The sequence below is a fragment of the Roseovarius nanhaiticus genome (assembly GCF_900156535.1).
GTDB lineage: Bacteria > Pseudomonadota > Alphaproteobacteria > Rhodobacterales > Rhodobacteraceae > Roseovarius > Roseovarius nanhaiticus.
The window spans coordinates 73,472-88,317 of the sequence record NZ_FTNV01000003.1; the positions used below are offsets into that span (position 1 = coordinate 73,472).

The 14,846-nt window shown below is 64.2% G+C and carries 13 protein-coding genes; 10 read left to right on the forward strand and 3 right to left on the reverse strand.

All coding sequences use genetic code 11. The features are described 5' to 3' along the window. The first annotated feature begins 142 nt into the window (after window positions 1–142). The 4 genes from ftsZ to recN all read left to right on the forward strand — a co-directional run bounded on the left by ftsZ (window position 143) and on the right by recN (window position 5,775). Window positions 143–1,828, forward strand: coding sequence for a cell division protein FtsZ (ftsZ, locus tag BW975_RS13495; RefSeq protein ID WP_076534861.1), 1,686 nt, complete (start codon window positions 143–145; stop codon window positions 1,826–1,828). 264 nt (window positions 1,829–2,092) lie between these two features. After that, window positions 2,093–3,025, forward strand: a complete 933-nt coding sequence (gene lpxC, locus BW975_RS13500) for a UDP-3-O-acyl-N-acetylglucosamine deacetylase (protein WP_076534862.1) — start codon at window positions 2,093–2,095, stop codon at window positions 3,023–3,025. 201 nt (window positions 3,026–3,226) lie between these two features. Further along, complete coding sequence (locus BW975_RS13505; protein ID WP_076535239.1) at window positions 3,227–4,072, forward strand: outer membrane protein assembly factor BamD; 846 nt, start codon at window positions 3,227–3,229, stop codon at window positions 4,070–4,072. 53 nt (window positions 4,073–4,125) lie between these two features. Further along, a complete protein-coding gene (recN, locus tag BW975_RS13510; RefSeq protein WP_076534863.1) occupies window positions 4,126–5,775 on the forward strand; it encodes a DNA repair protein RecN in 1,650 nt (549 codons plus the stop codon). A 155-nt stretch (window positions 5,776–5,930) separates the two neighbouring features. Here recN and BW975_RS13515 read toward each other — a convergent pair whose 3' ends face one another. The 3 genes from BW975_RS13515 to BW975_RS13525 all read right to left on the reverse strand — a co-directional run bounded on the left by BW975_RS13515 (window position 5,931) and on the right by BW975_RS13525 (window position 8,651). Next, the gene (locus BW975_RS13515) at window positions 5,931–7,574 is read right to left on the reverse strand and encodes a CTP synthase (protein ID WP_076534864.1); all 1,644 of its coding nucleotides are present in this window, start codon (window positions 7,572–7,574) and stop codon (window positions 5,931–5,933) included. 173 nt (window positions 7,575–7,747) lie between these two features. Further along, a complete protein-coding gene (gene secG, locus BW975_RS13520) occupies window positions 7,748–8,107 on the reverse strand; it encodes a preprotein translocase subunit SecG (RefSeq protein WP_076534865.1) in 360 nt (119 codons plus the stop codon). Window positions 8,108–8,255: 148 nt separating this feature from the next. After that, window positions 8,256–8,651: a DUF6524 family protein gene (locus BW975_RS13525; protein WP_076534866.1), complete on the reverse strand. Its 396-nt coding sequence runs from the start codon at window positions 8,649–8,651 to the stop codon at window positions 8,256–8,258. A gap of 156 nt (window positions 8,652–8,807) precedes the next feature. On the opposite strand from BW975_RS13525, the gene BW975_RS13530 reads away from it, so the two are divergent. From BW975_RS13530 to BW975_RS13555, 6 genes are all read left to right on the forward strand, one after another. Then, window positions 8,808–10,103, forward strand: coding sequence for an adenylosuccinate synthase (locus BW975_RS13530; RefSeq protein WP_076534867.1), 1,296 nt, complete (start codon window positions 8,808–8,810; stop codon window positions 10,101–10,103). A 14-nt stretch (window positions 10,104–10,117) separates the two neighbouring features. Next, on the forward strand, window positions 10,118–10,366 hold the full coding sequence (locus BW975_RS13535; RefSeq protein ID WP_076534868.1) for a DUF2842 domain-containing protein: 249 nt from the start codon (window positions 10,118–10,120) through the stop codon (window positions 10,364–10,366). Between the two features lie 812 nt (window positions 10,367–11,178). Next, window positions 11,179–11,682, forward strand: a complete 504-nt coding sequence (gene mraZ, locus BW975_RS13540; RefSeq protein ID WP_076534869.1) for a division/cell wall cluster transcriptional repressor MraZ — start codon at window positions 11,179–11,181, stop codon at window positions 11,680–11,682. A gap of 4 nt (window positions 11,683–11,686) precedes the next feature. Then, window positions 11,687–12,676 carry a 16S rRNA (cytosine(1402)-N(4))-methyltransferase RsmH gene (gene rsmH, locus BW975_RS13545; RefSeq protein ID WP_076534870.1) on the forward strand — a complete coding sequence of 330 codons (990 nt, stop codon included), beginning with the start codon at window positions 11,687–11,689 and terminating at the stop codon, window positions 12,674–12,676. Then, complete coding sequence (ftsL, locus tag BW975_RS13550) at window positions 12,676–13,035, forward strand: cell division protein FtsL (protein ID WP_170846594.1); 360 nt, start codon at window positions 12,676–12,678, stop codon at window positions 13,033–13,035. The genes rsmH and ftsL overlap by 1 nt, the downstream gene beginning before the upstream one ends. Further along, window positions 13,032–14,828 (forward strand): peptidoglycan D,D-transpeptidase FtsI family protein, encoded by a 1,797-nt coding sequence (locus BW975_RS13555; protein ID WP_076534872.1) that lies wholly within the window; start codon window positions 13,032–13,034, stop codon window positions 14,826–14,828. Before ftsL ends, BW975_RS13555 begins: the two co-directional genes overlap by 4 nt. Window positions 14,829–14,846 lie beyond the last annotated feature (18 nt).

Sequence of the window (14,846 nt, forward strand, 5' to 3'; positions counted from 1 at the left end):
ATATTTGGTGGTTAACAGGCTTTTTTTAGGTGACGATCCGGGCGTATCTCGGTAATAATGCGAAATAAGGCAGAAAAAAGGCCCGCGAATGTGGGCGCAAGCGCAAGCTAAAACACAGCTTAAAACACAGGCGGACAGAGCAATGACATTGAACCTCACCATGCCCGGACGCGAAGACCTCAAGCCCCGGATCACCGTTTTCGGTGTTGGCGGCGCAGGCGGTAACGCGGTCAACAACATGATCGAAAAAGAGCTGGATGGGGTCGATTTCGTCGTTGCGAACACGGACGCCCAGGCGCTGCAGCAGTCGAACGCCGAAAATCGCGTTCAACTGGGCGTGAAGGTTACCGAAGGTCTTGGCGCGGGCGCCCGTGCCTCGGTTGGCGCAGCCGCCGCCGAGGAGAGCATCGAGCAGATCGTCGATCACCTGGCGGGCGCGCATATGTGCTTCATCACCGCCGGCATGGGCGGCGGCACCGGGACCGGCGCCGCGCCGATCATCGCACAGGCTGCGCGCGAGCTGGGCGTTCTGACCGTCGGTGTCGTGACCAAGCCCTTCCAGTTCGAGGGCGCCAAGCGGATGAAGCAGGCCGAGGACGGCGTCGATGCGCTGCAGAAGGTCGTCGACACGCTGATCATCATTCCGAACCAGAACCTTTTCCGTCTGGCCAATGAGAAGACGACCTTCACCGAGGCGTTCTCGATGGCCGATGATGTGCTCTACCAGGGCGTCAAGGGCGTGACCGATCTGATGGTCCGCCCCGGCCTGATCAACCTCGACTTTGCCGATGTGCGCGCCGTGATGGACGAGATGGGCAAGGCGATGATGGGTACGGGCGAGGCCGAGGGCGAGGATCGCGCGATCCAGGCCGCCGAGAAGGCCATCGCGAACCCGCTGCTGGACGAGATCAGCCTCAAGGGCGCCAAGGGTGTTCTCATCAACATCACCGGCGGTCACGATCTGACCCTCTTCGAACTGGACGAAGCGGCCAACCGTATCCGCGAGGAAGTGGACGCCGAGGCAAACATCATCGTTGGCTCCACGATGGATCCGTCGATGGAAGGCATGATGCGCGTCAGCGTTGTCGCCACCGGCATCGATGCGGCGCCTGCCATTTCTGATGTGCCCGTGCCGCGCCGCTCGCTGGCCGAGCCGCTGCGCCAGACATCGAGCGTCGAGGAGAGCCGCGAGGAAGCCGCGGCCAAGCCCGCCCCGGCTCCTGCTCCGCAGCCCGAGCCCGTCGCGGCCCGCCGCGAAGAGCCGCAGCCCGAGCCGTCGCTCTTCAGCCAGGTCGAGGCCGAGCGCGCCGCTGCCGAGGACCAAATGGAGGATATCTTCGAGCCCCGCGAAGAGCGCGCGCCCGCGCCGCGCCCCGCCGCGCGCGCCGATGACGATCTGCCGCCCCCCGCCTATGCGCCCCGCGCGATGGACGAGGAAGAGGACGATCTGGACGCCTATGTCGCCCCGCGCGCCCCGGCCCCCGGCACGCCGTCGCCCGAGGCGCTGGCCCGTCTGCATCACGCTGTCGGCAATGCTGCATCGCGCCGCCCTGAGGGGGCGCAAACGGCGCAGCAGCGTGCTGCGACCCAGCAGCAACAGCCCCGCGAGCAGCAGCCCCAGCCGCAGTCGGAACGTCCGCGCTTTGGCATCAACTCCTTGCTGAACCGGATGACCGGTCATGGCCAGGAAGGCGAGGCGTCGCGTCAGCCCCGTCAACAGCCCAGCGTGCAGGCGCAGGCTCCGGCCCAGCAGCGTGCGGCCGAGCCCGAGGACGAGCGGGACGAACAGATCGAGATCCCCGCGTTCCTGCGCCGCCAGGCGAATTGATCCAAGGCCTTACAAGCTTGTTGAAAAACCTTTGAAAAGACCGCCTCCGGGCGGTCTTTTTTCGTGATGAGCGGGGTTAATCCGCGTATTCAAGCCATTGAAAAGGCGCGTATATACACCTTTAGGCGAATTGCCGCCCATAGCCTGCACCGGCATGTTTCAATCGGTTGCAAAGATTGAGTTGAGCCAAGGGAACGAGGGGCCTAAACCCTCGTTAACACATCGCCAGCCCGTTTTGAGGCTTGCGGGAACCAGAGGTCTCGAGTGCAGAATACCGTATCACATCCCATCACCTTCGACGGTGTCGGCCTGCATTCAGGTCGCCCGGCCCGTCTGGTGATCCGCCCCGCCGCGGTGGATAGCGGTATCGTCTTTCGGCGCATCGACGCAGCGGCGGGCGATGGTGGCGCATCCTGCGACATTCCCGCACATTGGAACCTCGTACATCAATCTCCGCTCTGCACACGGCTTGAGAACACCGATGGCGTTCAGCTCTCGACGGTCGAGCATGTGATGGCGGCGCTGATGGGCTGCGGCATTCACAACGCTGTCGTCACCGTTGACGGCCCCGAAGTGCCTATCCTCGACGGTAGCGCGGTCGTCTTTGTGCGTGGCATCTTGGAGGCTGGTATCCGCCGTCAGGCAGCGCCCGTGCGGGCGCTCCGCGTGCTCCGCGACGTCACGGTGCAGCGCGGCGATGCGTGGGCGCGTCTCAGCCCCAGCGACACACTGACCATCGAATTCGACATCGCCTTTGCCGATGCCGCGATCGGGACGCAGACCAAGCGTCTCAACATGGCCAATGGCAGCTTCGTGCGCGAGCTTAGCAGCAGCCGCACCTTCTGCCGCAAGGCCGATGTGGATCTGATGCGCGCCAATGGCCTCGCGCTTGGCGGCTCGCTTGAAAATGCTGTCGTCGTTGATGGCGCCCAAGTGCTTAGCCCCGGTGGTTTGCGCCACCGCGACGAGGCGGTGCGCCACAAGATGCTGGACGCTTTGGGCGATCTGGCTCTGGCGGGTGCACCCCTTCTGGCGCATTACCACGGTCACAAGGCGGGCCACGCCATGACGAACGACCTGCTGCGCGCGCTGTTCGATCAGCCGGGCGCGGTCGAGTGGGTGACCTGTGACGCATCCCTCGCCTCGAAGCTGCCGGGCGCGGGCGTGCATTGGGGCGAAGTGCCCCAGGTCGCCTGAGCGTCTTCCCTGCAGCCCATCCCAATTCCGACATCGGTCGCTGATCCTGCCCGGCATTCTTGCCGGATTCCGTGCTGGCACAGGGCCGGTGATTGGGCTACAAACCGTTCAGAGGCGAAGAAGGGCTAATCAGGCATGACGTTTGGCAGACAGGGCGCAGAACGGCGCGCAAGACTGACGGCAAAACAGGCGGCCAAGCAGATGGGGCATCGTGCATCCCGGACGGCTGTCATCCTTGCGCTGACGGCGGCCATTGCATCGTGCAGCGGCATCAATGGCCGGGTCGAGCGCGGCGATGTCGATTACGAGAATTTCACCGCGCAACAGATCTTCGAGCGGGGCGAGTTCGACCTTGCCTCTAACAAGCCCGCGCTGGCCGCGCAGAGCTTTGCCGAGATCGAGCGGCTGTATCCCTATTCGGACCTGACCAAGCGCGCCGTAATCATGCAGGCCTATGCCTATCACCGCGACGCCGATTACGAGGCCAGCCGCAGCGCCGCGCAACGCTATATCGATTTCTACCCGACCGATGAGGATGCGGCGTACGCGCAGTACCTCCTGGCGCTCAGCTATTATGACCAGATTGACGAGGTCGGCCGCGATCAAGGTCTGACATTTCAGGCCCTCCAGGCGTTGCGCCGCGTGATCGAGGTCTATCCCGAGAGCGAATACGCCCGCACCGCGATGCTGAAGTTCGATCTGGCTTTCGACCATCTGGCCGCCAAGGAAATGGAGGTCGGACGCTACTACCTGCGCCGCGATCACTTCACCTCGGCCATCAATCGCTTCCGCGTCGTGGTCGAGGATTTCCAGACCACCACGCACACGCCCGAGGCGCTGCATCGCCTGGTCGAGGCGTATCTGTCGCTCGGTCTCACGGACGAGGCGCAGACGGCTGGCGCGATCCTTGGCTACAACTTCCGCTCCACCAGTTGGTACGAAGACAGTTACGAGCTTCTGACGCGGCGCGGCCTCGCGCTCGAGGCGCGCGGCGATAGCTGGCTGGCGCAGATCTATCGCCAGATGATCAAGGGCCAGTGGCTGTAACTTTTCGCTGTAACTAGGGCGGCAGGCCATGGCCCGCCGACGGGTTTGGGGCAATGCTGCGCAGTCTGGACATTCGCGACATGCTGATCATCGACCGGCTGGAACTGGGGTTCCAGCCGGGTCTCAACGCGCTTACGGGTGAAACGGGGGCCGGCAAGTCGATCCTTCTGGATAGCCTCGGCTTCGTTCTGGGCTGGCGTGGCCGGGCCGAGCTGGTACGCAATGGCGCCGAGCAGGGCGAGGTGACCGCCGTCTTTGATTTGCCGGTGGGCCACGCCGCTCATGCGGTGCTGGAGGAGGCGGGCCTGCCCGCCGCGGACGAGCTGATCCTGCGCCGTATCAATACCGCAGACGGGCGCAAAACGGCGTGGGTCAACGACCGCCGCTGCTCGGGCGAAGTGCTGCGCAGCCTCAGCGAAACGCTAGTCGAGCTGCATGGCCAGCATGACGACCGCGGCCTTTTGAACCCGCGCGGCCACCGGATCCTGCTGGATGAGTATGGCCAGCTGTCGACCCTGAAGGCAGAGGTGCGCGCCGCATGGGTCGCGCGTCAGGCCGCCCAAAAGGCGCTGGAGCGCGCCGAGGTGGCGCTTGAGGCCGTGCGCAGCGAAGAGGAATATCTACGCCACGCCGTCGCCGAGATGCGCAGCTTGAACCCTGAGCCGGGCGAGGATGCCGCCCTCGACGCGCGCCGCCGCATGATGCAAGCCTCCGAGCGGGTGCGCAGCGATATCGCCAAGGCGGCCCAGGCGCTTGGGGGCGACGGAGCCGAAGGCGCGGCTGGCGACGCGCTGCGCTGGTTGGAGGATGCCAGCGCGCAGCTGGATGGCGAGCTGGAGGCGACCATTGCCGCGCTCGGCCGCGCCATGGTCGAGCTGGACGAGGCCGCGCGCGGCGTCGAGGATTGCCTCGAGGCGCTTGCCTTCAACCCTTCCGAGCTGGAGGAGACCGAAGAGCGTCTCTTCGCAATCCGCGCCCTGGCCCGCAAACATGACGTCGTGCCGGACGAGCTGGGCAGCTTCGCCGAGGGCCTGGAGGCGCGGCTGGCCGCGCTCGATGCCGGGGATGCAGAATTGGAGGGTCTGCGCGCTGAGCTGAAGCGCGCGGGCAAGCTCTATGACGATGCGGCCAGCGCCCTCAGCGCCGCGCGCGCCGAGGCGGCGGGCCGTCTCGATACCGCAGTTATGGGAGAGCTCGCGCCGCTCAAGATGGAGCGCGCGGTCTTCGAGACGCAGATGACCGAGATCCCGCCCGGCCCCGACGGGATCGACGAGGTCGCCTTTCGCGTCGCGACCAACCCGGGCGCGCCCTCCGGCCCCTTGGCCAAGATCGCCTCCGGCGGCGAGCTGAGCCGGTTCCTGTTGGCGTTGAAAGTCTGCCTTACGGGCAGTCAGCCCGGCCTCACCATGATCTTCGACGAGATCGACCGCGGCGTGGGCGGCGCCACCGCCGATGCTGTGGGCCGCCGCCTTGCGGATCTGGCCTCTGGCGGTCAGGTGCTGGTCGTCACGCACAGCCCACAGGTCGCGGCACTCGCCGCGCATCACTGGCGCGTGGAGAAGCGCGTCGAGGATGGCATGACGCTATCGACCGTCACTGGCCTTGGCCCTGATCAGCGGGTGGACGAGATCGCGCGCATGCTTTCGGGCGACACGATCACCCCCGCCGCCCGCGCCGCAGCCGAAGCGTTGATGGCGGGCTGAACCATTCGGACCGCCGTGCCGGTTGACGCCTCAGAAGCCTCCGGCGGGGATATTTTCAGCAAAAAGAAAGAGGCAGGCGCGCAATTCGGGCGCGCGCCCCTGTTTTATCTTGGCAAAAATACTCAAATTCCGGACTGGCAATCCGGCGCGCCGTGTCAGACGAGGCGCGAGGTTTCGACCGCGGCGCGCACGAAATCGCTGAAGAGGGGATGGGGCGCGAACGGCTTGGATTTCAGTTCGGGGTGGAATTGCACGCCAATGAACCATGGGTGATCGGCCCATTCGACAATCTCGGGCAGGCGGCCGTCGGGGGACATGCCCGAGAAATCGAGGCCGCATTCCTCCAGCTTTTCACGATACTTGGTGTCCACCTCATAGCGGTGGCGGTGGCGTTCCTCGATTGAAGTGCTGCCGTAGATCTCGGCGACGCGGCTGCCTTCCTTGAGGATGGCGTCATAGGCGCCGAGGCGCATCGTGCCGCCCTTGTCGTCGGTGACCTTGCGCTTCACTTTCTCGTTGCCCTGGACCCATTCCTTGAGGTGGTAGATCACCGGCTCGAAACGGCGCACATCCGCCTCATGGTCGAACTCCTCCGAGCCTGCGGTCTTGATCCCCGCGACGTTGCGCGCGGCCTCGATCACCGCCAGCTGCATGCCAAGGCAGATGCCCATATAGGGGATCTTGCGCTCGCGTGCGAATTGCGCCGCCTTGATCTTGCCTTCGGTGCCGCGCTCGCCGAAGCCGCCCGGCACGAGGATCGCGTGGAAGCCTTCGAGATGCTGGGCTGGATCTTCCAAATCGAAGACCTCGGCATCGACCCATTCGACGTTGACCTTGACCCGGTTGGCCATGCCGCCATGGGTCAGCGCCTCCTTGATGGATTTGTAGGCATCTTCGAGCTGTGTATATTTGCCGACGATGGCGATGCTGACGGCGCCGTCAGTGTTGTGGATGCGGTCCGCCACGTCCTGCCAGATGCTCAGATCGGGGCGCGGGGCGGGCGATATCTGGAACGCGTCGAGCACGGCCTGATCCAGCCCCTCGCGGTGATAGGCCAGCGGCGCCTCGTAGATCGACTTCAGATCATAGGCGGCAACGACGGCCTCTTTGCGCACGTTGCAGAAAAGGGCGATCTTCTCGCGTTCCTTTTCGGGGATGGGGTGTTCGGAGCGGCAGACGAGGATGTCGGGCGCGATGCCGATCGACTGCAGTTCCTTGACGCTGTGCTGGGTCGGCTTGGTTTTCAGCTCTCCGCTGGCGGCCAGATAGGGCAGGAGGGTCAGGTGCATGAAGATGCACTGCCCGCGCGGCTGGTCATGGCTGAACTGCCGGATCGCCTCAAAAAAGGGCAGGCCTTCGATATCGCCCACCGTGCCGCCGATCTCGCACAGCATGAAATCGACCTCGTCCTCGCCGATGGCGAGGAAGTCCTTGATCTCGTTCGTCACGTGGGGAACGACCTGAATCGTCTTGCCCAAATAGTCGCCCCGACGCTCTTTCTCCAGTACATTGGAGTAGATCCGCCCCGAGCTGACAGAATCCGTCATGCGGGCGGGGACGCCTGTGAAACGCTCGTAATGGCCAAGATCCAAGTCGGTTTCGGCCCCGTCATCGGTGACGAAGACCTCTCCGTGCTCGAAAGGGCTCATCGTGCCGGGATCGACATTGAGATACGGATCCAGCTTGCGCAGGCGAACCGAGAAGCCGCGCGCCTGCAGAAGCGCGCCGAGTGCGGCGGAGGCAAGACCCTTGCCGAGGGAGGAGACAACGCCGCCGGTGATGAAGATGTATCTGGCCATTGGGTGGCGGTCCCCCGTGTTTGAGGCCCATGCTTTGGGGCCGGATAACGTGCAAAAACGGCGTCAAAAAACCGCAGCACCACGGGACTTGAGCCATAGAGGATTCGGCCACGGCACGCAACCGCACCGCATGACCATTCTGGGCCGCGTGTGCGGCCCAGTTGCATTCAGGATCAATCGGCGGTCGGAAGCACCGGCGCGTCGCCGTCGGCGGGTGCCAGCGGCGCGGTCAGCCCGTCGTCCAGCGGCGCTTCGTCGCGGGCGGGCGCATCGGTCAGGCGGTCCAGCACCGAGGCGCCGGACGAATTGCTGGCCGCGATCACCGTGAGGATCATCGAGGTGCAGATGAAGGCGCCCGCAAGAACCCAGGTCAGCTTGCCCATCGCCGTGCCAGAAGAGCGCCCGGCCACGCGGCCGCCTGCGCCGCCGCCACCGCCCATGCCCAAACCGCCCCCTTCGGAGCGCTGAAGCAGCACGGCGCCAATCAGCGACAATGCCAGAAGCAGGTGGATGATGAGAACGACGTTTTCCATTGAGCGGCCTGCCGAATAGGGAAATCAGAAAATCTGACCCGGTATCTATGGAATTTCAGGCGCCCCCGCAACCCGCCATCGCCTGCCGGGGCACTGTGCCAAAGCACTATGCCCGGCGGCAATAACCATAGGGCCTGCTGCCATGCGGTTAATCGCCGACGTCGTCGATATCCGATTGGCCTGAAAGGCGCCTGCGCAGATGGCTCCAGCTAAGTCCGATGCCAAGCACCAAAGACAGCGCGACAAGCGCGAGCCAGATCAGCTGCGACGTGTCGCGCAGCGTCAGAAGGCCGTAATCATGCAGCACCCACAGACCCGCCGCCGTGATCGCCAACACCATCGTCATGCCAAAGCCCCCGATCGAGCGCAGCGTGGCGCGCAGGTAGACGACATAGACAACTAAAAGGATCAGGCCCGCTAGAACCACCAACGGCAGTTGGTCCTGATAGGACTGACGCGCCCATTGGATGTAATTCCACGGCGTCGGATTGAAGGTCGCTGTCAGAAGGACAAAGGCGATCAGCCAGCGTAGCGCGAATCCCATGAATTCTCCTTTACTGTCGGAAGGGACAGTGGGCCATGGCGCATGGCGTCTGTCCAGAGCGCAGACGCCCCTCGTTGGACCGATTTAGAGGTTTCGCCTGCTCCAGCGCACCGCTATACCGACGCGGGTTTTATCCGTAATGACAAGAGGTCCGGCATGGCAAACGTGGTCGTCGTAGGCGCCCAATGGGGCGACGAAGGCAAAGGCAAGATCGTCGATTGGCTGAGTGAGCGGGCAGATGTCATCGCACGCTTTCAGGGTGGGCATAATGCCGGGCACACATTGGTTGTCGACGGCAAGGTCTACAAGCTGAACGCGCTGCCTTCGGGCGTGGTGCGGGGCGGCAAGCTGTCGGTGATCGGCAATGGCGTTGTTCTGGATCCGTGGCACCTGGTGGCCGAGATCGCGAAGATCCGTGAGCAAGGCGTCGAGATCAGCCCCGACACACTCATGATCGCGGAAAACACGCCGCTTATCCTGCCCATCCACGGCGAGCTGGACCGCGCCCGCGAGGAGGCGGCCAGCAAGGGCACCAAGATCGGCACGACCGGGCGCGGCATTGGGCCGGCCTATGAAGACAAGGTCGGGCGCCGCTCGGTCCGGGTGGCGGATCTGGCGGATGCGGCCACGCTTGAGGCGCGGGTGGACCGCGCGCTGCAGCATCACGATCCGCTGCGCAAGGGCCTCGGGATCGAGGCGGTGGATCGCGACGCGCTGATCGCGCAGCTGCAAGAGATTGCGCCGGAAATTCTGCAATACGCCGCGCCCGTCTGGAAGGTGCTGAACGATCAGCGCAAGGCCGGCAAGCGCATCCTTTTTGAGGGGGCGCAGGGCGCGCTGCTGGATATCGATTTCGGCACCTATCCCTTTGTCACCTCGTCCAACGTGATCGCGGGGCAGGCGGCGACGGGCGTCGGCGTAGGGCCGGGGGCCATCAATTACGTGCTGGGCATCGTCAAGGCCTACACCACCCGCGTGGGCGAGGGCCCGTTTCCAACCGAACTGGACGATGATAACGGCCAGCGCCTGGGCGAGCGGGGGCGCGAATTTGGCACCGTCACGGGGCGCAAGCGGCGCTGTGGCTGGTTCGATGCCGCCCTTGTGCGTCAGACCTGCGCGACGAGCGGCGTCAAGGGAATCGCGCTGACCAAGCTCGACGTGCTCGACGGGTTCGAGACATTGCGCATCTGCACGGGCTATGAGCTGGACGGCAAGACGCTGGACTACCTGCCGACCGCGGCCGACCAGCAAACTCGCTGCAAGCCGATCTACGAGGAGATGCCGGGCTGGTCCGAGTCCACCGAAGGCGCGCGCAGTTGGGCCGACCTGCCCGCGGGCGCGATCAAATACGTCCGCCGCGTCGAGGAATTGATCGATTGCCCCGTCGCACTACTCTCTACCTCGCCCGAGCGGGAGGACACCATCCTGGTGACCGATCCGTTCGCGGACTGATGCAAGGAGGCGGCATGGCTGAGACACGGTTGAGCTACAAGGCGCGGCGGCGCTGGTCATTGGTGATCCTTCTGATCGGCTTGCCCGCTTATATCGTCGCCGCAATCAGCCTGATCGCATGGCTGCCGGACTTGCCGGGATGGGTCGAGTTCTTTGTCTACGTGATCTTGGGCTTTGCCTGGATGGTGCCTTTGAAATTCGTCTTTCTGGGAATTGGCCAAGCGGATCCAGATGCGCCCCATCCCGATGGTGATCTGCGCTGAAGCGTTGGGATTTGAGTATTTTTGCCAAGATGAACGAGGGGGCCGGGGCACATTGATGCCTCGGCCCTTTTTGATTTGCCTGGCTGATGCCTCCTCTGCGGGCGAGAGGTGATTGTTCTGACCGATTTTGCGCGGATCGCGAACCGTTGGCCTTGAGCGCCGCGTGCGGCTTGTGGGATTTCATGGTACTGGGGCGGGATTTGAGCAATCCAGGTCGGGCGAATGGCAGAGTGCACGGCGGCATTTGCGCGAATCCAACTGTTTTTCACGAAACGAATCTGCGCTCCCCGTGGGCTTGCGGTACGCCAAACGCGGCCGCTTTGCGCGGTGACTGCGTGTTGGGCGAAAAAAAATGGGAGATCAGGGGAAATTTTAAGTCACCTCTGCTGCCCCTAGATATGGTGTGATTTTTGATCATCACATCTATGTGAGCCATTTTTTCACAAAATCGTGTCACATGATCTTGTTTTGTACCCTTGTGGATAACTACATGCTGTAGGTTCGCGCTTCATTTTTTTGTTGCGTCCCATGAATTCCCATGCGATCCCTATAAGCGTGATGAGGACGGGACGACGACAAGGGACACCAAACGATCCCGAATAAAATAACCAAAGTCAGGTTTCATACAGGCATCCGCCTTCATCCGAACGAAGAGATCCGGCGCGCAGCGAGCAGACATCCCCCCAGGTGGCGCGCGTAGCTGGACACCCCGCAAATGCGGGACGAGGGCGGCGGATCGAGCAGTGGCAGCAGCTCGATCCGTCGTTTTCGTTTGAAGAGCAGTTTTTGAGACAGGGCAAGGGGCCGCAGACGTGGCACGCAGGTTCAGAGGCGAAAGCCATCACAAGGTAGATGCGAAGGGCAGGGTCTCGATCCCGGCCCTTTTCCGCCGTGTGATCGAAGCCTCGGACCCCAACTGGAAAGAGGGCCTCGCGCCCGAGTTGATCATCGTCTACGGCGATCACCGCCGCAACTACCTGGAATGCTACACCGTCGAGGCCATCAACGAGGTGGACGACAAGATCGACGCGCTTCCGCGTGGATCGAAGGATCGCAAGATCCTGCAGCGTCTCTACCACGGTCAATCCTTTCCCACGACGATCGACGATACCGGGCGCCTGGTGCTGCCTGCCAAGCTGCGCGCCAAGATCGGGCTGGAGAACGAAGCCTTCTTCATCGCCGCAGGGGACACGTTCCAGATCTGGAACCCCGAGACCTACGAGACCGAAGAGGCCGCCGAGACCGAAGATTGGCTGGATGCGCAGCCCGACGACTTCGACCCGCTCATCCTTCTGGACGCAGCCGGGAGGGCCTGAGGCGATGCCGAATGCCGCCACGCCCGAAAATGCACCCCATATCCCAGTTCTGATCGAGCCGCTTGTCGCGGCGGTGGCCCCGGTGGAGGGCGTTTGGCTGGACGGCACATTGGGCGCGGGGGGCTATGCGCGTGCGCTCTTGGCGGCGGGCGCCGCCAAGGTGATCGGGGTGGACCGCGATCCCGCCGCGCTGGCGATGGCCGAAGGGTGGGCGGCCGATTACGAGGGCCGGGTCAAGCTGGTGCAGGGCGTTTTCTCCGAGCTGGACGACTATGCGCAGGGTCTCGATGGCGTGGTGCTGGACCTTGGGGTCAGCTCGATGCAGCTGGATCAGGCGGGGCGGGGCTTTTCCTTCATGCGGGACGGGCCGCTTGATATGCGGATGAGCCAGGACGGGCCGACAGCGGCCGATCTGGTCAATACCGCCGAAGAGGGCGAGCTGGCCGATATTCTTTATCTTTACGGCGAAGAGCGCGCGAGCCGCCGCATCGCCAAGGCTATTGTGCGTGCGCGGACAGCCGCACCATTGACCACGACCTTGCAACTGGCCGAGGTGGTCGAGAAATGCCTGCCGCGCTCCAAGCCCGGTCAGGCGCATCCCGCAACGCGCAGCTTTCAGGCCATCCGCATCGCCGTGAACGATGAATATGGCGAGCTGATCGGCGGGCTGGAGGCGGCCGAGCGGGCGCTGCGGCCCGGCGGTGCGCTGGCTGTCGTGACGTTTCACTCGATCGAGGACCGCATGGTCAAACGGTTTCTGCAGGACCGCTCGGACGGGGGCGGGGGTGGCAGCCGCCACGCGCCGGCCGAGGCCGAGCGCCCGCGCCAGTTCACGCTGACCAGTCGCAAGGCGATCACCGCAGACAAGACGGAACTGGCGGCCAACCCGCGTTCGCGCAGCGCCAAGCTGCGCGTGGCGATCCGCACGGATGCGGCGCCGGGGGTGACGGACCGCAAGGCACTGGGAATGCCGCTGCTCAAGGGGGGCAAGTGATGCGAAGCTTTTTTTACGTGATCAGCGCGTTGGCCGTAATCGGCCTGGCCTACTGGGCCTATCACGAGAACTACCGCACGCAGGCCGCGATCAGCCATGCCGAGCGGCTGGAGGGCCAGATCGCCACCGCACGCCAGCGTCTGCGCGTTCTGAATGCCGAATGGGCCTATCTCAACCGCCCCGCGCGTCTGCGCGAGCTGGCGGATATCAATTTTGACCGTCTCGGCCTCATGCCGCTGGAGGCGCAGCAATTCGGGCGTATCGACGATGTGGATTACCCGCCTGAGACGGATCTGCGCATCGATTTTTCGGGCTCGGTCGAAGTAACGAACCAGCCTTCCGAGGAGGCCGCAGAATGATCCGCACGCCGCTGCGCCCGCTGGCGCGTATTCTGCCCGCCCGTGCCAAGGGCGAAAACCCCGACGCGATCGAGCGCGAGAATATCCGCCTGCGCCACGAGGCCATGCGCGACAAAGCGCGTCGCCGCGCCGAGGGACGGCTTCTGGTGCTGGGCGCCACGTTCTTTTGCGCGTTTGCCGTGATCGGGCTGCGCATGGGCGTTCTGGCCCAGACAGAGCCCGCCGAGCCGCGCACCAGCGCGGCGGGCGCGGGGATCCTCGCGCAACGCGCCGATATTGTGGACCGCAATGGGCGCATACTGGCCACGAATTTCGACACGCACAGCCTCTATGCGCAGCCGCAGCAGATGATCGAGCCTGAGAAGGCCGCCAAGGCACTGGTCCAGATTTTTCCCGACCTGAAGGAAGAGCGTCTGCTCAAGGATTTCTCGGGCAAGCGCAAGTTCCTCTGGATTAAGAAGAAAATCAGCCCCGAGCAGATGCAAGCGGTGCATGACATCGGTGAGCCGGGGCTGCTGTTTGGCCCGCGCGAGATGCGGCTTTACCCCAACGGGACGCTGGCCGCGCATGTGCTGGGCGGCGCGGGTTTCGGCCGCGAGGGCGTGCATGCCGCCGAGGTGATCGGCGTCGCGGGCATCGAGAAATATCTCGACGACCGCTTGCGCGATCCCGCGCAGAACCATCAGCCACTGACCCTGTCGCTGGATTTGCCCGTGCAGGCCGCGGTCGAGCGTGTGCTCGCCGGCGGCATGAGCATTATGAACGCCAAAGGCGCCGCCGCCGTGCTGATGGATGTGCAGACGGGCGAGGTGCTCTCGATCGCGTCGCTGCCCGATTTCGACCCCAATGACCGCCCCCGCGCCTTGGTGCAGGGCAATCCCGCCGACAGCCCGCTGTTCAACCGCGCGGTGCAGGGCGTCTATGAGCTGGGCTCGACCTTCAAGATTTTCACCACCGCGCAGGCGATGCAGCTGGGGCTGGTCAGCCCCACGACCATCATCGACGCATCGCCCCCCATGCGCGTCGGCGGCTTCCCGATCGGGGAGTTCAATCGCAAGAATTACGGCCAGATCAGTGTGTCGGATGTGATCGTCCACAGCTCGAACCGGGGAACGGGGCGCATCGCGCTGGGCATCGGAGCGGAGCGGCAACAGGAATTTCTGAAATCCCTTGGGTTCTTCAAGCCCGTCGATTTTGAGATGATCGAGGCGTCGGGCGGTCAGCCCCTCTTGCCCAAACGCTGGACGGACCTGTCGACCGTGACGATTTCCTACGGACATGGACTGTCCTCAACGCCGCTGCACCTGGCCGCGGGCTATGCGGCCATCGCCAATGGCGGGCGCTACGTCAGGCCGACCCTGCTCAAGCAGGATGGCCCGCAAGAAGGCGAGCGCGTCATGTCCGCCGCCGTCGCCGCCGCATCGCGCAAGATGCTGCGCGAGGTCGTCACCAGCGGCACCGCGTCCATGGGCGAGGTGCCGGGCTACAAGGTGGGTGGCAAGACCGGCACGGCGGACAAGCCCAAGGAGAACGGCGGCGGCTATTACGAGGACAAGGTGATCGCGACCTTCGCGTCGATGTTCCCGGCGGATGATCCGAAATACGTGCTGATCGTCACGCTCGATGAGCCGGTCGAGACATCGGGCGACAAGCCGCGCCGCACAGCGGGCTGGACGGCGGTGCCCGTCTCATCCGAGATCGTGGCGCGTGTTGCGCCGCTCTTGGGCCTGCGTCCCGAGATTGAACACACCCCTGTGGCTGATATAACGCTGACATCGGCGGATGGCGATTGAGCAACGAGAGACTGGGGC